The sequence below is a fragment of the Streptomyces lavendulae subsp. lavendulae genome (genome assembly GCF_002803845.1).
GTDB lineage: Bacteria > Actinomycetota > Actinomycetes > Streptomycetales > Streptomycetaceae > Streptomyces > Streptomyces lavendulae.
Genome location: NZ_CP024985.1, coordinates 8,029,433 through 8,048,175, shown reverse-complemented (window position 1 = coordinate 8,048,175; position 18,743 = coordinate 8,029,433). Strand labels below are relative to the sequence as shown.

General features: G+C 73.8%; 15 protein-coding genes, 1 tRNA gene and 5 pseudogenes. 13 read left to right on the top strand and 8 right to left on the bottom strand.

Features of this window, described 5'->3' with window-relative positions:
• The first annotated feature begins 23 nt into the window (after nt 1-23).
• Nucleotides 24-431, top strand: a complete 408-nt coding sequence (locus SLAV_RS36105) for a hypothetical protein (RefSeq protein WP_100661157.1) — start codon at nt 24-26, stop codon at nt 429-431.
• A complete protein-coding gene (locus SLAV_RS36100) occupies nt 428-640 on the top strand; it encodes a hypothetical protein (RefSeq protein ID WP_100661156.1) in 213 nt (70 codons plus the stop codon). Before SLAV_RS36105 ends, SLAV_RS36100 begins: the two co-directional genes overlap by 4 nt.
• A gap of 112 nt (nt 641-752) precedes the next feature.
• Here the strand turns inward: SLAV_RS36100 and SLAV_RS41240 are convergent.
• Nucleotides 753-843 (bottom strand) — tRNA-Asp (locus SLAV_RS41240).
• Between the two features lie 369 nt (nt 844-1,212).
• Between SLAV_RS41240 and SLAV_RS36095 the strand changes: the two genes are divergently transcribed.
• The 3 genes from SLAV_RS36095 (at nt 1,213) to SLAV_RS36085 (ending at nt 5,240) form a co-directional block, all read left to right on the top strand.
• Complete coding sequence (locus SLAV_RS36095) at nt 1,213-1,587, top strand: hypothetical protein (RefSeq protein WP_100661155.1); 375 nt, start codon at nt 1,213-1,215, stop codon at nt 1,585-1,587.
• A gap of 289 nt (nt 1,588-1,876) precedes the next feature.
• Nucleotides 1,877-2,686, top strand: a complete 810-nt coding sequence (locus SLAV_RS41880; protein WP_244225263.1) for a peptidoglycan-binding protein — start codon at nt 1,877-1,879, stop codon at nt 2,684-2,686.
• Nucleotides 2,687-2,897: 211 nt separating this feature from the next.
• Complete coding sequence (locus SLAV_RS36085) at nt 2,898-5,240, top strand: M9 family metallopeptidase (protein ID WP_244225262.1); 2,343 nt, start codon at nt 2,898-2,900, stop codon at nt 5,238-5,240.
• A gap of 44 nt (nt 5,241-5,284) precedes the next feature.
• On the opposite strand, the gene SLAV_RS43280 is transcribed toward SLAV_RS36085, so the two are convergent.
• Both SLAV_RS43280 and pdxR read right to left on the bottom strand, forming a co-directional pair.
• Complete coding sequence (locus SLAV_RS43280) at nt 5,285-5,419, bottom strand: hypothetical protein (protein ID WP_256462233.1); 135 nt, start codon at nt 5,417-5,419, stop codon at nt 5,285-5,287.
• A gap of 53 nt (nt 5,420-5,472) precedes the next feature.
• Entirely contained in the window at nt 5,473-6,894 is a 1,422-nt protein-coding gene (gene pdxR, locus SLAV_RS36075) for a MocR-like pyridoxine biosynthesis transcription factor PdxR (protein WP_100661152.1), read from the bottom strand.
• A gap of 47 nt (nt 6,895-6,941) precedes the next feature.
• Between pdxR and SLAV_RS36070 the strand changes: the two genes are divergently transcribed.
• Nucleotides 6,942-8,144 (top strand): MFS transporter, encoded by a 1,203-nt coding sequence (locus SLAV_RS36070; RefSeq protein WP_244225261.1) that lies wholly within the window; start codon nt 6,942-6,944, stop codon nt 8,142-8,144.
• A gap of 20 nt (nt 8,145-8,164) precedes the next feature.
• On the opposite strand, the gene SLAV_RS36065 is transcribed toward SLAV_RS36070, so the two are convergent.
• The 4 genes and pseudogenes from SLAV_RS36065 to SLAV_RS43725 all read right to left on the bottom strand — a co-directional run.
• The gene (locus SLAV_RS36065) at nt 8,165-9,244 is read right to left on the bottom strand and encodes a sodium:calcium antiporter (RefSeq protein WP_100661151.1); all 1,080 of its coding nucleotides are present in this window, start codon (nt 9,242-9,244) and stop codon (nt 8,165-8,167) included.
• Nucleotides 9,245-9,528: 284 nt separating this feature from the next.
• Nucleotides 9,529-10,290, bottom strand: coding sequence for an alpha/beta fold hydrolase (locus tag SLAV_RS36060; RefSeq protein WP_244225260.1), 762 nt, complete (start codon nt 10,288-10,290; stop codon nt 9,529-9,531).
• A gap of 79 nt (nt 10,291-10,369) precedes the next feature.
• Nucleotides 10,370-11,811, bottom strand: a pseudogene (locus tag SLAV_RS36055) (LuxR C-terminal-related transcriptional regulator); the annotation flags it as partial.
• Between the two features lie 61 nt (nt 11,812-11,872).
• A pseudogene (locus SLAV_RS43725) lies at nt 11,873-12,232 on the bottom strand (ATP-binding protein); the annotation flags it as partial.
• A gap of 323 nt (nt 12,233-12,555) precedes the next feature.
• On the opposite strand from SLAV_RS43725, the gene SLAV_RS36045 reads away from it, so the two are divergent.
• The 7 genes and pseudogenes from SLAV_RS36045 (at nt 12,556) to SLAV_RS36025 (ending at nt 18,074) form a co-directional block, all read left to right on the top strand.
• Nucleotides 12,556-13,218 carry a helix-turn-helix transcriptional regulator gene (locus tag SLAV_RS36045; protein ID WP_100661149.1) on the top strand — a complete coding sequence of 221 codons (663 nt, stop codon included), beginning with the start codon at nt 12,556-12,558 and terminating at the stop codon, nt 13,216-13,218.
• A 164-nt stretch (nt 13,219-13,382) separates the two neighbouring features.
• Nucleotides 13,383-13,568 (top strand): annotated as a pseudogene (locus tag SLAV_RS41875) (Pvc16 family protein); the annotation flags it as partial.
• Nucleotides 13,560-14,688 (top strand): annotated as a pseudogene (locus tag SLAV_RS36040) (putative baseplate assembly protein); the annotation flags it as partial. The pseudogenes SLAV_RS41875 and SLAV_RS36040, both read left to right, overlap by 9 nt.
• Nucleotides 14,689-14,698: 10 nt before the next feature.
• Nucleotides 14,699-15,266 (top strand): annotated as a pseudogene (locus tag SLAV_RS36035) (phage tail protein); the annotation flags it as partial.
• Nucleotides 15,267-15,867: 601 nt separating this feature from the next.
• On the top strand, nt 15,868-16,224 hold the full coding sequence (locus tag SLAV_RS43720; protein WP_425276228.1) for a hypothetical protein: 357 nt from the start codon (nt 15,868-15,870) through the stop codon (nt 16,222-16,224).
• Nucleotides 16,225-16,299: 75 nt separating this feature from the next.
• Entirely contained in the window at nt 16,300-16,815 is a 516-nt protein-coding gene (locus tag SLAV_RS43715; RefSeq protein ID WP_425276227.1) for an NADase-type glycan-binding domain-containing protein, read from the top strand.
• 167 nt (nt 16,816-16,982) lie between these two features.
• Nucleotides 16,983-18,074 (top strand): PP2C family protein-serine/threonine phosphatase, encoded by a 1,092-nt coding sequence (locus SLAV_RS36025; RefSeq protein ID WP_100661148.1) that lies wholly within the window; start codon nt 16,983-16,985, stop codon nt 18,072-18,074.
• 43 nt (nt 18,075-18,117) lie between these two features.
• On the opposite strand, the gene SLAV_RS36020 is transcribed toward SLAV_RS36025, so the two are convergent.
• Nucleotides 18,118-18,624 carry a DUF4232 domain-containing protein gene (locus SLAV_RS36020; protein WP_100661147.1) on the bottom strand — a complete coding sequence of 169 codons (507 nt, stop codon included), beginning with the start codon at nt 18,622-18,624 and terminating at the stop codon, nt 18,118-18,120.
• Nucleotides 18,625-18,743: the final 119 nt, after the last annotated feature.

The window sequence follows — 18,743 nt, the reverse complement described above, 5'->3', positions numbered from 1 at the left end:
GTCGCACCGAAGGGGATACCACCATGCTCGCGAACCGTAGGACCGCCGCCGCGATCGGCGCCGTCGCTCTCGCCGGTGCTCTGCTGTCCGCCGGGCCCGCACAGGCCGACAGCACCTCGCCGAGCCCCGCCGCGTCGGCGAAGTCCGCGCCGAAGGGCGACGGCGCCAAGGCGATCTGCAAGCGTCTTCCGAAGACCGAGTCCCGGGTCAACGCCGCCGTCACCCGGCTGAACGGCGACGCCACCGTCGCGGGCTCGATCGCCCGGCTGGAGCAGCGCGTCACCGAGGCGAAGAAGGCGGGTCACACCGAGATCCAGACCTACCTCAACGACCGCCTGACGTTCCGCAAGAACCTGCTGCCGACCCTGCAGAAGCGCCAGGAGGACCTGAAGGGCGTCTCCACCTGGTGCTCCGCGCAGGGGTCCAAGTGAGGTCCGCCCGGCGCGGCGCGGCCGCACTCACCGCCCTCGCCGCCGGGGCCGTGCTGCTGCTGACCGGCTGCGGGGGCGGCACGGCCGCCCATCCGAAGGCGGAGCAGTCGGCGGGTGCCGACGGCCAGGCGGCGGACATGCAGGCGAAGCTGGACGCCGCCGACAGCGCGGCCGCGCAGGCGGATACGGACGCCACGCAGAACAACTGACCCGGCCCGTGCGTACTGCGCCCACCGCACGACGACGGCCCGCCCGGGAACACCGGGCGGGCCGTCGTCGTGCGGTGGCGCCTTCGGGCCCCTGCCCGGGGCCCGCGTACGGCGGAGAGGGCAGGATTCGAACCTGCGTGGATCCCGACAGGACCCGAACGGCCGATGACCGGTCCCCGATCAACCACTCCGGGCACCTCTCCCTCGTGACCGGCCCGGTCACCCGCCCGGTCACGACAACCAGAGTGCACCACGGCCCCTGACCCCGCGCTGACACGCCCGGCGGGCGCCGACGGCACACCCCGTCGGCCGCGCCGCCGCCGACCCCGGAGGCGGTGACCCGGCCGTCGGAGGTGAAGACCAGCGTCCCGCTCGTGTGGTCGACCCAGGTGCCGGCCATGGCCGTCGGACCGATCGCCGGCGGCTCGTAGGCGGGGAGCAGGCCCACGGCGAACCCGAGGGTGCCGAGGAGACCCGTTCCCACCACCACCGCCGGACCCCACAGGGCCACTTTCCCGACCAGCCCCCGGCGCCGGAGCCGGGCGACCAGGCCGCCCGGCGAGAGCACGGCGGTGGCCACCGCCCGGAAGACGAGCGCGCTCCGCGCCTGCACGTGGTCGTACGCCGCGACGGCCACGATCGGCGGAGCCACCAGGGCCGCCACCACCGGCGGCACCCACCACGCCTCGCGCCCGCCCGTCCGACGGGCGATCAGATCGGCCAGTGCCACGGCGGGCAGTACGAAGACCACGGACAGGAGGAACGCGATCACGCCGATGAGCGTGCCGAACGAGAGGAGCCCGGCCGCCAGGGCGGAGATATCGACCGGGGTGTCCGGCGGGGGCTGCGTCCGGACGTACAGGAAGACCACCACGACGGCGAGCGCGACCTCCAGGCAGCCCACGAGCGCCGAGACCACCAGCACCCGGCCGTACGACCGTTTTTGATCCACGGCCACCACCCCTGCTCGCGCCGCGACGAAACGAGGGTGTCCGCCCCGGCCGACGACGTGGATCCATTCTGCCAGCCGAACTGAACGCGTTCAACAATTCTTCCGGCCCCCGATCCGCCGGCCGCCCGCATCGGATTCCGGAACGACAGGCACCCCGATATCCAGCTGAATCGTTTCGACAGCTCAGGACGGTATCGGGACGTCAACTCCCGGGGATCCTCATGAAAACTGACGACTCCGCTTACCTCACTGCGGACGACCGAACCCGCCCCGGAGGCATCCCCATGAGCACACCCCAGTGGCAGCAGCTCACCGACCACCTCATGACCGTCCCCGAGCAGATCTACGAGGGCTGGAACAGTCACGACGGCTGGGACAACTACACCCGCTGGGGGGAGGAGTTCGGCGAGGACGGCGTCGCCTGGTGCGTGATCTTCGACTGGTGCATGTACCACGAGGCCGGTCTCGACGGGATCGTGCCCAAGGTCGACAACGTGACCGCCTTCACCACCTGGGCCAGGGCCCACGGCCAGTGGTCCGACTACCCCTCCGTCGGCGCCTGGGTCAACTTCGGCAACGGCGCCCACACCGAGATCGTCACCGGCTTCGACGCCGACACCGTCTACACCAAGGGCGGCAACAGCATCCAGGCCGGCTCCGTCGACCACGGCCAGGGCAACGGCGTCTGGTCGCACTCCAATCCGCGCCGCAGCAGCTACGTCACCGGCTACTTCGCCCCCCGCTACCCCGACGGGCAGTGCCCGCCCACCGCCGACCCCGCCGACCCCCGCGGCGGTCCCGCCGTCGCCTCGTGGCGATGGACACCCCCCACGACCGCCTTCGAATCCTTCCCGGGCGCCGGATTCTTCACCGCCGGCCGCCAAAGCCCGATCATCGCCGCCATGCACGAGCGGCTGGTCGACGTCGGCTGCGACCGCTACCGGAGCTCGGCCAACGCCGATGTCTGGGGCTCGGGCGACGTCAACTCCTACCGGGCCTGGCAGCGCCAACTCGGCTACACCGGCTCCGACGCCGACGGCATCCCGGGCCCCACGTCCTGGGTCAAGCTGAAGGTCCCGAAGACCGAGGCCTGACGCGAGGCCTGACGCGAGGGAGGGGGCGGGGCGGGTCAGGGGAGAGGGCAGGGGCTGGGGCTGGGGCGGAAGTTGACAACGTTTCAGTTTCGGTGGCCGAGAATCTGGCCAAAAGACTTCCGGCGCGATGCGACATGTGAAATTTTACATGTCACACATCGACTGCCCGTGTCCCCAGCGCGCGGCACAACGGCCCCGGAGGCCCCCACAGATGCATCCCTTCCGCATATCGAAGACCGGCGCGCGCAGACTTCCCGCGCTCGGCGCCGCCGTCTTCATTGCGCTCGGCCTGTTCACACCGCCGAGCCAGGCCGCTTCCGCCGGCGCCACGGCCCCGGCCGGTACGAACGCACGCGGAGCCGCGGCCTCGGCGCCGCGGTCGATCCCGGTCCCCAAGTCGCCCGACGCGCTCCGCAACGGCTCGCGCCTGCGCATCTCCTCGCAGGACAGCGCCGAGGAGACCGCCCCGGCCCCCGCCCCCACCGTCACGCCGGACAAGGCCGCCAAGACCGACAAGACCGGCCCGCGGTCCTCGGCCGCCGCCGCGGACGAGTGCGGCGACCTCTCCGGCGTGATCAACGCCACGGGCGGCGCGCTGGTCCAGCAGCTCAAGGCCCTCCCCCGCATCGACTGTACGTACCCGCTGTTCGGCCTCACCGGGGACAACGCGCGGAAGGCCTTCCGCGAGGCCCAGATGGTGACCGTCGCGGACGCGCTGCGCGACGCCTCCGCCGGCTACGCGGGCAACAACAGCGCCGCCATCGGGCAGCTGGTGCTGTTCCTGCGCGCCGGCTACTACGTGCAGGACAACCACGCGGACGTCGTCGGCGACTACGGCACGGCTCTGGACGGCTCGGCGCGCGGCGCGCTGGACGCCTTCTTCGCCTCCCCGCGCAGCAAGGACGTCACCGACGCCAACGGCGAGATCCTCAACGAGGTCGTCACGCTGATCGACAGCACCCACACCGCCGGCCGGTACGCCGGCGTCGTCAAGTGGATGCTCGGCAGCTACACCGGCACGTGGCCCGGCCAGATGAACCTCGCGATGCAGCACGTCGAGTGGGTCGTCGAGAACGGCTTCAAGGCGAAGAACGACGCCCGCGGCTGGCGCGCCGCCCTCAAGGCCGACCCCGCCATCCTCGACACCTGGGCCGGCTTCATCACCCGCAACGGCGCCGAGCTGAACCGCCTGGACGTCGTCAGCAACGTCGGCCGCTACCTCGGCTACGCCCTCGACGTCCCCGAGCTCAAGGACCGGGTCCGGCCGCTGCTGAAGGACCTGATCAACCGTTACCCGAACGTCGGCCCCACCGCGCCGATCACGATGAACCTGGGCTGGTACACGCGCCAGTACGACAAGGGCAACTGCGCGGCCTACGCCATCTGCGACCTGGGCGACCGCGTGCTCCCGCTGGTCCTGCCGATCCAGCGCACGTGCACCCCGGGCCTGAAGATCCGCGCCCAGGACATGTCCCCCGGCCAGCTGGACGGCACCTGCACCAGCCTGGTCAACCAGGACGCGTACTTCCACCGGGTCATCGGCGACAAGGGCGCGATCCCCGGTGACGTGAACACCAACCTGGAGGTCGTCGTCTTCGACGACTACACCCAGTACTCGCTGTACGCCTGGGCCATCTACAACATCGACGTCGACAACGGCGGCATGTACGAGGAGGGCAACCCGGCCGCCCCCGGCAACCAGGCCCGCTTCATCGCCCACGAGGCCAGCTGGCTGCGTCCGGAGTTCCAGATCTGGAACCTCAACCACGAGTACACCCACTACCTCGACGGCCGCTACAACATGGCCGGCGACTTCGACGCGAGCCTGACCACGCCGACCATCTGGTGGGTCGAGGGCATAGCCGAGAACATCTCGTACGGCTACCGGGGCGTGCGCAACGCCGACGCGATCGCCGAGGCGGCCAAGAACACGTACAAGCTGAGCGACCTGTTCGACACCGTCTACAGCCAGGACGCGGACCCCGACGTCAACTCGAACCGGGTCTACCGCTGGGGCTTCCTCGCGGTCCGCTACATGCTCCAGGCGCACCCCGCCGACGTCGAGACCGTGCTCGGCAAGTACCGCGCCGGTGACTGGAACGGTGCCCGCACCTTCCTGAAGCAGACCATCGGCACCGGCTACGACGCCGGCTTCGCCACCTGGCTGTCGACCACCTGCGCGACCGCCGACTGCGGCCCGCTGCCGGAGACCCGGTCCATCCCGCTGTGCACCATCGGCGACCCCCGCCAGTTCGACAAGAACTGCCGCCGGGACAACCTCGCGGCCACCACCGGCAACTACAGCTACCACTTCGTGTACCTGCCCGCCGGCGTCAAGCAGCTGACCATCACCAGCAGCGGCGGCACCGGCAACGCCGACCTCTACTACGGCGGCAGCACCTGGGCCACCACTAGCAACTACCAGGCCAAGTCCACCAACGCGGGCAACGGCGAGACCCTGACGATCGACAACCCGCCTGCCGGGTGGGTCTACTTCAGCCTCGCCGCCGCGCAGGACTTCAGCGGTGTGAGCGTCTCCACGCAGTCCAAGTGAGCCGGCCCGCCGGGGCCCGTCCGGGCCCCGGCGGACGAGTGTCCTCAGAGCGCGATCGCCCCGTCCGCCGCCTCCGAGCCGGTTTCCAGCAGGCCGGCTGTGCGTTCCACCTCGGCGCACAGCTCGTCCAGCCGCTGCCGGCCCACCGGCGGGGGCGACAGCTCCGGTCGCAGGTCCATGGGCGAGTTGCCTCCGTTCGCGCCACCGCCCGGGCGGTTGGCGTCCGCCGCGCTCACCGGCGCGTGTCCCGCGGTCGGCCGGTGAGCAGGTCGGGGACGGCCGCGATGCCGTCCGCGATGGCCCGTACCCCGACGTTGCCGAAGCCGAGGACGAGTCGCGCCGGCTCGTCGGTACGGGATGCGCGGCAGGCGCTCATCCCGTACAGGCCGACGGACCGGGTACGGGCGGCGACGACCTGGCCCTCGTCCACGCCGACGGGCAGGTGGGCGACGGCGTGGAAGCCGGCCGCGAGGCCGGTGACCGCCACCTCGGGGGCGTGTTCGGCCAGGACGGCGACCAGGGCGGTGCGGCGGGACGCGTAGGTGGCGCGCATCCGGCGCAGGTGGCGGTCGAAACGTCCGGACTGGATCAGGCCGGCGAGGGCGAGCTGGTCGAGGGTGGGGGTGCCGCGGTCGTTCCGGTACTTGCGGGCGGTCAGCGGCTCGACCAGACCGGGTGGACAGAGCATCCAGCCGATCCGCAGGGCGGGCGCGAGGGACTTGCTGACGGTACCGAGGGAGACGACCCGGTCGGGGGCCACGCCCTGGAGCGCGCCGACGGGTTCGCGGTCGTACCGGAATTCCGCGTCGTAGTCGTCCTCGATGATGATCGCGTCGTGCCCGCGGGCCCACTCGATCAGTGCCAGCCGGCGCTCCGGGGCGAGGGCGACGCCGGTGGGCCACTGGTGGGCGGGGGTGACGACGACGGCGCGGGCGCCGGTCGCGGCGAGCCCGTCCACGTCGATCCCGCGCTCGTCCACCGGTACGGGGACGGCGCGCATTCCGGCTGCCGAGGCCGCCGCGCCGATGGTTGCGGGTGAGCCCGGGTCCTCGAAGGCCACGGTCCGCACGCCGGCGTCGGCCAGTACGCCCAGGGCGAGCCCGAGGCCCTGGGCGTAGCCGTTGCACACGAGGATGTGCCCGGGGTCGACCGCGGCGGCGCGCACCCGGCGCAGGTATCCGGCCAGGACCTCGCGCAGGACGGCGCTGCCGCGCGGGTCGCCGTAGTCGAGCGCGGAGTTCGGCATGGCGCGGGCGGCCTCCCGGGTGGCCCACAGCCAGTCGCGGACCGGAAAGGTGCCCAAGTCCGGTACGCCCCAGCGGAAGTCCGCCACCAGGTGCGGGGCCTCGTTCCGCTGCCGCGGCAGACCGGGCGTCGCCGCTGCTCCCGCCGCCACGCGGGTGGCGGAGCCGGGGCGGGTCACCAGGTAGCCCTCGGACCGGAGCTGGGCGTAGCACTCCTGGACCAGGCCGCGCGAGAGACCGAGCGTCCGCGCGAGTTCCCGCGAGGACGGGAGCCGTTCGCCGACGTCCAGGCGCCCGGTGCGGATCGCGTCCCGCAGCCCGTGTTCCAGCTGGGCGCGCAGCGGCAGGGCGCTTGCCCGGTCGACGACCAGGAGCAGCTCGGGCGGGGAACTGGACCACTCCAACGGCATGGAACTGGAGCTTACCGGCGATCCAGCAGGCCACTTAGCGTCATGCCGTGACCGAAACACCCGAGGCCGCCGCCGCGTCGCGCGCGGTGCGTCCGCCCCTGCTGACACCTCCGTTGCTGCTGCGCTTCGTCTCCGTGCTGGGCGCCTCCGCCTCCTTCCACCTCCTGCTGTCGGTCGTCCCCGGCTACGCCACCCCCGCGGGCGGGGGCGGGGCTGCCGGGCTGGCCACGGGGGCGCTGATGCTGGCGACGGTGGCGGGCGAGTTCGCGACGCCCGCCCTGGTCGACCGCTACGGCTACCGTGCCGTACTGGCCGTCGGCCTGGGTCTGCTGGGCGTACCGGCCCTGGCGCTGCCGCTCTCCCGGGACCTGGGGTGGATCGTCGCGGTCTGTCTGCTGCGCGGACTGGGCTACGGGTTCACCCTCGTCGCCGGCGGTGCGCTGACGGCTTCCCTCATACCGGCCGAACGGCGCGGCGAGGGCCTGGCCCTGGTCGGCATCGTCGGAGGGGTGCCCGCGCTGGTGGCGCTGCCGCTGGGGGTGTGGCTGGCCGCGCACTCGGGGTACGGGCTCGTCTTCGCTTCGGGCGGGGCGTTCGCGCTCGCCGCGCTCGCCTCGGTGCCCGGTCTGCCGGACCGGGTCCGCGCGTCGGGGCGTGCCGTCGGCATCGGCATCGGCGAAGGACTGCGTTCGGCCGGGCTGCGGCGCCCGGCCGTGGTCTTCGCGTTCGCCGCCATGGTCTCCGGGATCGTCGTCACCTTCCTTCCGCTCGCCGTGCGCGGTGCGGCCACGGGCTCGGTCGCCGTCGCGCTGTTCGTCCAGCCCGCGGCGGCCACGGCCGGCCGCTGGGTGGCCGGCCGGGTGGGTGACCGGCGCGGATCCGCCGGCCTGGTGCTGCCGGGTCTGCTGTTGTCGGCCGCCGGTACGTTGCTGATGGTGGCGACCGCCGAGCCGGTCGTCGTGGTCGTCGCCGCGGGGGTGTTCGGCACGGGCTTCGGCATCCTCCAGAACGCCACGCTGACGCTGATGTACGCACGGGTCCCCACCGCCGGGTACGGCACCGTCAGCGCGGTGTGGAACATCGCCTACGACGTCGGCATGGGCGTCGGCGCCGTGGCCTTCGGGTGGCTCGCGGCGGCGACCGGATACCCCTGGGCCTTCGCCCTGACCGGCGTCGCGGTGCTGACCGCGGTCGTCCCGGCCCACCGCGACCGGCGGCCGCGGAGCACCACCGCGGCCACCGGGCCCTGAGGGAACGCGGCCCCGCGGGGTCAGCTGAGGAGGGGGACGAGTCCGATGGCGAAGACCACGTAGAACGCGCCGGCCACCGCCAGCCGGGCCGGAGTCAGCCGGTGGGCGCGCATGGTCAGCAGCAGATAGGTGATCGCCGCCATGGTGACGATCCCGGACCACAGGAGGGGGCCGTCGAACTGCCAGTTGGTGAAGATCAGGCCGATGCCGCTGGGAACGGTGGCCTGGATCATCATCGAGCCGGAGATGTTGGCGAGGGCCAGCCTGGTCTTGCCCTGACGCACCCAGATCACCGCGTTCATGATCTCGGGGAGCTCGGTGGCGATCGGCGAGAGCAGCAGGGCGGTGACCGTGGCCGACAGGCCCAGCATCGGACCGATGACGTCGAGCTGCTTCACGAAGAAGTGCGCGGCGATGAAGATCACGACGAGGGTGGCCAGGGTCTGGACGGCCACGGCCCAGGTGGCCGGGGAAGCCGCCTTGGGCTGGAGCTTCAACGGCTCCAGTTCCTCCTCCTCGTCATCCGTGTCCTCGTCGGCGCGGCTGCTACGGATCTCACGCCAGAAGTAGACCGCGTACGCGGCGAAGAACAGCACGCCCAGGGCCGGCTTGAACGCGAAGGCGACCAGACCGAGCGCGACCTTCAGGAAGAAGATGGGCAGGAACCACTTCTGGTCCTTGGCCAGCCGTTCCATGTCCTTCGCGTTGCCGACCGTCTCGTCGCCCGGCCCGCTCCCCGGCCCGCTCGCCGGCCCGCTCCCCGGCGCGCCCGTCGGCGCCGCGGCCTCCAGGCGTTCCCTGCGGCGCTTGAGGAGCAGCATCGCGCCGGTCACCCCGTAGGCGACGGTGGCCAGGGCGAGCGGCCCGCCCATCGCGGCACCGACGCCGATCTGCTTGGCCTCGTCGGTGGCACCGGTGGTCACGGCGACGAGCGTCACCACGGATTCGGGCAGGGCGGTACCGAAGGCGGCCAGGATCGTGCCGACCGCCATCTTCCCGACCTTGAGGCGTTCGCCCAGCCACTCCACGGCGTTGACGAACCACTCGCAGGAGAGGTAGATCGCCCCCGCGCACACGATGAGCAGTACGAAATGGATCACAGGAACCGTCCGGCTTTCCCGCACCGACGGGATTCGAGGACGACCAGCGCGAGGAACGGCGGCAGCTTCGACCCCGCCGACGCGCGTTTACGTCGTCGACAATGGGCCGAAGGTCTCGCCCGCCCGCATCCCATCGGGTGCGGGCCCGGCCACCGGGAACCCGGGGGTTCCAGTGTGTCGACGACCGGTATTGCGGGGCTACTCCCCTTCGCAGTGGCCAGTCTACCCACATGCAGTGACGGAGCCCGTCCCCGCAGGGGCCGGGCTCCCGTGTGCGGGGATGGTCAGGGCCCGGACAGGAAGGCCATGACCTCGGCGGCGAAGCGTTCCGGAGCATCGTGGTGCACGACGTGACCGGCCGGCAGCTCGACGAGGCGGGTCCGGCGGCCGCCGCGGGCGACCATGTCCCGGGCGTGACCGGCCGTCAGCTCGTCGCTCCGCGTTCCGCGGACGAGGAGGGCGGGGCAGGACAGCGCGGTCCAGTCGTCCCAGTGGTCACCGCACAGCGCCTTCTGGGAGGCGACGGTGTCCTCGATCCCGAAGGAGAAGCCCCAGCCCCGGTCGCTCTGCCTGAACGAGCATTCCAGATAGGGTGCCGCCGCGCCGAGGGCGCGGGACAGCGCTCCGCGGGACGGTGCGGTGCGGGGAAGGCGCGTGGTGAAGGACCAGTCGCAGTCGACGACCGCACCTATGTCCTCCACGATCAGCCCACTGACCTCGTCGGGGTGCCGGGCGGCGAACTGGTAGGCGTTCACCCCGCCCAGCGAGTGTCCCAGTACCGGCACCGGTCCGACTCCCAGATGCCGGTGGAGGGCAAGGACATCGGCCACGTAGTCGTCGCGCTCGTAACCGGGGGCGCGGTCGGACTCTCCGTGACCGCGCTGGTCGAGCGCGATCACCCGCCACCGCGGTGCCAGCGCGCCCGCGAGCGGGGCGAACGCCGACGCCTCGTTGTAGTGCCCGTGCAGGGCCAGGAGCGGCTCCCCCGGACCGCCGAAGTCCAGATACGACAGCTTCCGCCCGCCCACCATGAAGAACTCGCGCATGAAGTGGATCATAGGAGTCGGCACCGACAGCCCTCCGACCGGAAGCGCCCGGCCCGGCGACAGGTGAGGTCAGGTCAGGTCAGGTCAGGGCCGGGGAGCGGGGGCGTTCCAGGGCCGCCGGGAGTTCCGCCCTGCCGCGGATGCCCAGTTTGCGGTAGGCGCTCGTCAGATGGGTCTCCACGGTGCGGCGGGCCAGGTGCAGCAGGCCGGCGATCTCGGTGTTCGTCCGCCCGGCCGCGGCCGGTTCCACGATGCGGCGCTCGCTGGCGGTCAGGGCCCCCGAGCCGGTCCGCACCGTGGTCGGGGCCCGGGAGCCGCCCTCCCGGAGGGCCTTCTCGGTCAGGGCGAGCAGCCGCAGGCCGCCCTTGCGTTCGGCCAGGTCCGCCGCCTCGCGCAGGCGCTCACGGGCGCGCCCGCGTTCACCGGCGGCGAGGAGCCGGCGGCCGTGGGCGAGGGGGCCTCGACCAGTTCCATGCCGGCGTCGGCGGGCGCGTCCATGAGGGTGTCGACCGCTTCCTCGGCGAGGTGCAGTCCGCGGCGGCCGCCGGTCGCGGTGCCGAGGACGCGCAGCGCGCGTCCCACCGTGCGCGGGGTGTTCCACACCCGGGCCAGCCGCAGTTCCTCGGTGGCCAGTGCCAGGGCCTCCTGGCCACCGCCGAGCGCGAGGCGGCACCGGGCGACCGCCGTCCGCCAGGGGGTGACGACCGGGCTGAGCACCTCCCGGGCGGTCTGCCGGCGGCCGCACTCCAGGAAGTCGTGGAGCGCGCCCGCCGGGTCTCCGGCGGCGAGGCGCTGCACTCCCCGCGCGTAGAGGAAGCGGTTGAGCTCCCATGATTCCGGGGCCCGGCTCAGGTCGAAGGCCTCGGCGAGCCGTCCGGCCTCCTCGGAGCGCCCCGTGTGCACCAGGGCCATCAGCACGTGGGCGTCCCGGTTGGAGGGTCCGCTGTGGGCGCGCGCCGCGATGGCCGCTCCGTCTCCGCGCACGGCGATCAGCCGGGCGACGTCACCGCGGGCCGCGGCGATGTCGGCACGGGTGTTGAGCAGCGCGTGTTCCATGGGGTGGAGCAGGGCCGGGTGCTGACCGGCCAGACCGCGGTCCACCAGCCGCTCGGCCTCGTCGAGTTCGTCGGCCCACTCGGCGACGGCCGCCGCCGTTCCCAGCAGGAACGGCTCGGCCAGCGGGTCGGAGGGCTCGGCGAGCAGGGCCCGTACGCGGGTCATGGCCTCGCCGGCCGAGAGCAGTCCGGCCGTCGCCTCGTACCGCACCAGGAGGGCCCGGCTCGCGGTGCCGACGAGTTCCGGCGCGTGCCGGCCGCTCTCGGAGAGCCTGGGGTAGGTCTCCTGGCGGGTGGCGAGGTCGGCGTCGGACAGCAGGACGGTGGCGGTCTGCACGGTGCGGGTGAGTCCCGGATGTCCGTCCAGGCTGCCTTCCGTGCGCCGCAGCACCTCCGGCGCCGTCGTGACCTCGCCGCGGCCGACCAGGGCGGTCCCGAGGGCGACGGCCGCGCGCACCCGGTAATCGGTCGATGCGGCGCACCGCCTCGCGCAGCCGGCGGCGTGACGGGGCGTCGGCCAGGTGGACGTCGTCGACCGCCAGCAGGAGCGGGCCCTCCGCCGCGTACGCGTACAGCAGCCGCCACAGCCGGGCGGCGCTCCCCCGGTCGTCCGGGTCGGGTGCGAGGTCGGTGAAATCCGGTACGGGACGCAGCAGTTGCAGCACCGCGGCGAACGGCACCCCGGTGTCCTCCGGCAAGCACCGTACCCGCAGCACCCGCAGGCCTCGCCCGGCGGCGTCCCGTACGGCGTCCTCCAGCACGGAGGTCCGGCCCGTACCGGTCGCTCCCTGGAGCAGCACCGCGCCGCCGGAACCGGCGCGGGCCCGCTCCGTCCCGGCCGCGAGCAGCTCCCGGACTCCGTCACGCTCTCGGAGCGGGCCGCTCATCAGTGCCTCCCGTGGTGAATGGTTGCTTCCCGCCGGGTCAGACGCCGGAATCCGTGCGGCGGTGGTGAGAAGCGGCGCACCTCACTACCGGCGTCCGGACCTGCCCCGGTGCCGACGGGACCTGCCGTGACCAGTGGAAACACGCGCGCAGGCGGTCGGCCTCGTGGTGCGCGCCGCCGCCGTCTCGTGGTGCGCCTCGTGGTGCTCCACGATTGCGGTCCCGGCGGCGCCCGCAGAAGTGTTGAGGGTGCTCATCCGCTACCGGCCCGCGTTGCGCGGCGGCCGCTGAACAGGGGAAACGGTTGCTCAACTCACCCCGGACCATGACCACCTCCTTACCGGGCACGGGCCCGAACGCCGGCTCCACGCACCGCCGCGTCCCCGTGGCGGTGTCCGCCGCCGACCCGATCAGCCGCGAGGGCGCGGTCGGCCAGTTGCGCAGACACCCGGAGATCGAGCTGCGCGAGGAGTCCGGTCCGGGCACGGTGGCCCTGCTCGTGGAGGCCGCGCTCGACGAGGCGGCCCTGACCCGGCTGCGCCGGATCGTGCGCAGCGAGGGAGCGCGCGCCGTGCTCGTGGTGGCCTCGATGCGGGAGAACGAGTTGCTGGACGTGGTGGAGTGCGGTGTCGCCGCGATCGTCTGGCGCCACGAGGCCACCGCCGAGCGGCTGGTGCAGGCGGTACTGGCGGCGTCCCGCGGGGACGGCGACCTGCCCGCCGATCTGCTGGGCCGGCTCATCCAGCAGGTGGGAGCGCTGCACCGGGGCACGGCGGGCCGGAGCGGACCGCCGGCCCTCGGGCTCACCCCCCGTGAGGTGGACGTCCTGCGCCTGGTCTCCGAGGGCCTCGACACCGGTGAGATCGCGGGCAAGCTGTCGTACTCCGAACGGACCGTAAAGAACGTCATGCACGGCCTCACCACCGGTCTCCACCTGCGCAATCGCGCGCACGCCGTGGCTTTTGCCCTTCCGGAAGGCTACATCTGACCGTCCGGGCAGTCGGATGCGGCCCGGGGTGTCCGCACGGGCAGGGCGGACTGCCCGGCGGCCGTCCCCCGTGCCCCTGCGGCCCGGCGGGCGCCCGGGGGACGATCGGCGGCGGACGACGGGCCGGACGGAATCGGCCATGCGGGCAGAGCGGGAGCGCAGGCGTGATCCACGAGGTGGACGAGGTACTCAAGGGCCTGCTGAGCGGCGGGGTGTTGACGGGTTCGGGGATCGAGGTGTCCTTCGAGGCACCGACCCGTGACTGGGCGGCCCGGCGCAACGCCCCCGTGGTCAACACCTACCTGTACGACATCCGGGAGGACGTGGCCCGGCGTCAGCGCGGCCACGTGCTCTCGTGGAACGGCGGCCACGAGGCCGGATGGGTCCGCTGCCGGGTCACCGATCCGCTTCCGGGCCAGCCCCTCTACACCACCTCGCCGACCATCCGCTCCGTCGAGGCCTACACGATCGGCGGCACCACCCGTGCCGTGCACGCCGAGACCGTCCACGACGAGGCCCTCGGGGAGACCACCGGACTGCCCGGCCAGCGGCTGCGGCTCGCCCACGCCCCCGTCGTCGCCGACGACGACGGGTGGGAGGACTGGCAGGTGGTCCCGCACTTCGCCGCCTCCCGGCCCGGCGCCCCCATGTCACCCTGGACGCGGCCACCGGCGAGATCGCCTTCGGCCCGGCCGTCCGCGAACCGGACGGGTCGCTGCGCCAGTACGGGGCGGTCGCCCCCAAGGGCGCCGTCGTCCGCGCCCGCCGCTACCGCACCGGCGGCGGCCGCGGCGGCAACGTGGCGCGCGGTGCCGTCCAGGTGCTGCGCACGTCCATCCCGTACGTCTCGGAGGTCGTCAACCGGGAGGCGGCGCGCGGCGGCGTCGACGGGGAGACGGTCGAGGAGGCCAAGCTGCGGGCTCCGATCACGCTCCGCGCCCAGGACCGTGCCGTCACCCTGCGCGACTACGAGGAGCTCGCGCGCCGCGCCGCTCCCGAGACCGCGCGCATCGCCTGCCTGGAGGGCGAGGAGGGCGAGCACGGCGCCTACGCGGTCCGCGTCCTCGTCGTCCCCCAGGCCGTCCCCGACCCGGGCGGGCGGCTGCGCTTCGAGCAGCTCGTGCCCGGCGACGCCCTGCTGGGCCGGATCACCCGCCACCTCGACGAGCGCCGTCTCATCGGCACCCGGCCGGCCGTCGGTCCGCCGTACTGCCAGGGCGTCACCGTCGTCGCCACGGTGCACGCCTTCCGTGGCGTCGACACCGACCGGGTGCGCCGCCAGGCGCACGACGCGCTCTACCGCCACCTCGATCCGCTGACCGGAGGCGCGGACGGCCGAGGGGGGCCCTTCGGCCGGCCCGTCCAGAGCGGCGAGGTGTTCGCGGTCCTGCAGCGGGTCCCGGGTGTGGAACTGGTCGACCAGGTCGCCTGCACCCGGCCGACCCCCTCACCGGCAAGCGCGGCCGATCGGGGACGGCGCATGACGGCCGCCGCCCACCGCGGCTCCGTCGACGGCCTGGGCTCCTCGCTCCCGCTGGGCACGATGCTCCCGGCCGTCTTCGCCGACGACGACCTGGCGCAGCGGTTCGTCGGCGGTCTGGACGAGGTCCTCGCGCCGATCCTGAACGTCCTGGACTGCCTGGACACCTATTTCGACCCGGCACTGACCCCGGCCGACTTCGCGGCGTGGCTCGGTACCTGGGTGGGCGCCGAGACCGACGGCAGCGAGCCGGAGGCCCGGCTGCGGGCGGGGTGGCCGCCGCCGCCGCGCTGCATCGGATCCGCGGCACCCGCCGCGGCCTCGCGGAGGCGGTACGGCTGGCGTTCGGCGTCGTACCCGACATCACCGAGAGCGGCGGCGCCGACTGGAACGCCCGCCCGCTCGGCCCCTTCCCGGGCGCCCCGCGCCCCCGCCTGCACGTCACCGTGCGGCGCCCGACCCGACTGCGGCCGACGCCCACCGGCTGGACTCCCTCGTGGCCGCCGCCCGCCCCGCCCACATGCCCTACACGGTCGAAGTGACGGCCCCACCCGGCCCGCCGGTACGCCCCGCACCCGCACGGGCCCGCCGCGGACGCGTCCCTGACCCCGCACGACACCGCGCCGGACGCCCGGACGGCCGACGGCGGCCCGGACACCGGTCCGCCGCCCGAGCGCGCCGGGAGGGCGCGGGCCCGCAGGACGGCACCGACCGCGCCGCCGGGCCCGCCGTGACGGCAGCCCCCGACGGTTCGCGGGGACCGGCGGCGGATCCGCGGGCGGGGCGGGGCCCGGCGGGCGCCGGGGGTGCGGAGGCCTCCGCGGGAACGCGCGAGTTTCCCGGCGGTAGGGGAATGGCCGCGGGCGCGGGGGCTGCGGAAGCCTCCGCGGTCCCGGGGCCGCCCGGGCACGCCGGGGATCCGGACCGCCCGGGGCGGGCGGCGCCGCCCGGCGGACCGGAGGGCTCCGGCCCGGCCGGTCCGCCCCGGGCCGACGGCGACGGCGACGGCGACCGGCGGCCCTCCGGGGCCGCTCCGGAGGGCCGCCGTACGCCCCGGCCCAGGACCGCCCGGCCCCGCACGCCCCGGCCCCGCACCCCCGGCCCAGGACCGCCCGGCCCCGCACGCCCCGGCCCAGGGCGGCCCGTCGCCGCGGGAGGCCGCGCCCACCGTGCCCGTGGCCGCCGCCCCCGCCCCGCACGCGCTGGGCGACACCCTGTCCGACCGTGCGCGCTCCCTCCTGGTGCCCGTGGCGGACCCGGACGCGCCGCACCCTGCCCCGGCGGCCGCCGGGCCCGTCCTGCCCGGACGGCCGGACGCCGACCGGCCCGCGGTGCGCGCCCCGGGCGAGCAGCCCGGCATCGAGGGCGGCCCGCCGTGCCGGTGGTGTTCGACGTCCAACCGTCCCGAGCGCCACTACTGCGTGCGCTGCGCGATGCCGCTGGCCGAGACCGGCGGGGCCGCCGCGCCGGGACGGACCCCGTGGTGGCGCCGGCTCTTCGGCGGGCGGCGCCGCGAGACTCCGTAAGCGGGCGACCACCCCCGGCTGCGCCGCGTCTTCGACCGGATCGGCACCTGGATCACCCTCGCCGTCGTCGTCACCGTGGCGGTCCTCGGCTTCGTGTACCTGCCCGACGGCGTCCGGGCCGCCCTGGACCACTTCGCCCAGCGCGCCCCGGTCGCCCCGGACCGGATCGCGGCCTCCCGCTCCTATCCCGACCACGAGCCGAAGCTCGCCTTCGACAAGCGCAGCAACACCTGGTGGGGGCCCGGCGTCTCCCAGTCGGGCCAAGGCGAGTGGATCGAAGCGGACTTCAGCGAGCCGACCCGGCTGCCGGACGTGATCATCACCCCGGGCGTGTCCGCGAAGGCCGACAAGATCGGCGAGTCCGCCCTGCCGCACCACGTCACGGCGACGATCACCGGTAGGGACGGCAAGGTCACCACGCGCCGGCTGACCCTGGATCAGGGGGCGGGCGGCCAGCGGCGCCCGTTCCGTGTCGGCGAGGTCACGAAGGTGCGCTTCACCGTCGAGTCCTCGCACGCGGCGTCCGCCGACAAGCAGGTCGCCCTTGCGGAGATCGAGTTCTTCGGCCCGTCGAACGCCAACCGTTCCTGACCGCTCCGCCGGAATCCGGGCGGCCGACGGGCCCCGGGGGGATGCCACGGCCCGGTGCGGGAGCTGTGGACCGGACCCACGAATTAGTCCACATATTCGATTTCAGGTGCCGTCCGGCCCCGTTCGCCGGAGTGCTGCGCCCTCATCGCGCGGATACTCTGGGAAGTGTGATCGAGTCTGGACGGCCGGGGCTCCGTCGGCGCTACGGCCGGGGGTGGCTTGTGCGGCTGTCGCCGGTCATTCTGACCGTCGTGATCGCCAGCCTGGCCTACGCCACTCCGCCGGAGATGGCCTTCAGCCGGCTCCTGCCCGCGGCGCCGGCGCTGGCCGCCGCCATGTGGCCGGTCCTCCCCACCGTTCTGCTCGGGACCGTCTGCCTGCTGCTGATGATCGGCCTCAGCCTCGTCTTCCCCGACCTGGGAACGTGGTGGACGGCCGCGGGGATCATCGCGGTGACCTTCGCCGCCGCGTACGGGAGCCATCTGCGGCTCCAGCGCGAGCGCACCCTCTTCCAGGTACGGCTCGTCGCCGAGGCGGCGCAGCAGGTGGTGCTCAGCCCCCTGCCCAGCCGCCTCGGGAACGTCGAGATCGAGTCGCTGTACCTCGCGGCCGCGGCGGAGGCCCGCATCGGCGGGGACTTCTACGAGGTGGTCGACACGCCGTACGGGGTCCGGCTGCTCATCGGTGACGTGCGGGGCAAGGGACTGCCCGCGGTGGGGGCGGCCGCGGCGATCGTCAACGCCTTCCGGGAGGCGGCCTACGACGAGACCGACATGGTCGACATCGCACGCAGGATGGACGCCAGCAGCACCCGCTACAACTCCGCCTTTCCCCCCGAGGGGCCGATGGAGCGTTTCGCCACCGCCCTCCTCGTCCAGATCCCGCACGAGGGCGCACGGATCGACATCCTCAACTGCGGCCACCCGCCGCCGCTGCTCCTGGACCGCGGGAAGGTCCGCGTCCTGGAGTCCGTCACCCCCTCGCCGCTGCTCAGCCTCGCGGAGCTGATCGGCGATCACTACAGCGTCGACACCTTCGACTTCACCCCCGGTGAACTGCTGCTCCTCTACACCGACGGGATCGCCGAGACCCGCGCCCGCGACGGCGAGTTCTTCCCGCTGGCGGTGTGGATGGGCCGACAGCCCCCGACACCGCCGCGCGAACTGCTGACGACCCTTCACAACGACCTCCTGCGCTACAGCAGGGGCCGCCTCGACGACGACATCGCCGCCCTGGCCGTACGTCTGGACGAGCCCTGACGCACCGGGGCGCAGGAGCGACGACGGGGCGCCGGACCCGTTGTCAGGACCCGGGCCGGACCGGGCCGATGACGGTACCGGCGGTCACTTCGAGGCGGCCTTCGGCGACGGAGGTGCCCGGGATCTCGCCGCCGGGAGCCCTGAGCGTGAACGACGCCTCGTCCGCCGGGACGCCGTGACCGTTGTTCGGCACCTGGATGTCGAAGTGGACGGGCCGCCCCGGACCGAAGGTCACCGGTGCGCCCTGGTCCCCGTACCGGCCGGCCGTGATGCCGAGCGGTGTGCCGTGCAGCGCGAAGGCCACCCCGGTCGGGGAACCGGCGAGGCGGCACGCCGCGTACCCCCTGGGCGCGGTCAGCGTGACCCGGAAGTGGACGTGTCCGGCGCTCGCCTGGTCCCGTGTGATCTTCGCGAGGTGGTTGGCCGGCCGGCAGGCCGACGGGGCGGCGGCCGTGCCCGCCGTCGCGGCCCGCGCGGCGCCCCCGCTCACGACGGCCGTCAGGGCGGCGGCGGTGACGATGGCGGTGACGGTCGTGCGGCTGGTGCGCATGCTGGACTCTCCCTGGCTTTCGGACCGGTCCGCGGGCCTCCCCGGGGAACCACCGGTCGCCGGGATACCTGCCCCGGGCTCCCGCGCCCCAATGTCCCGAAACGCCGACAAAGCCGCAC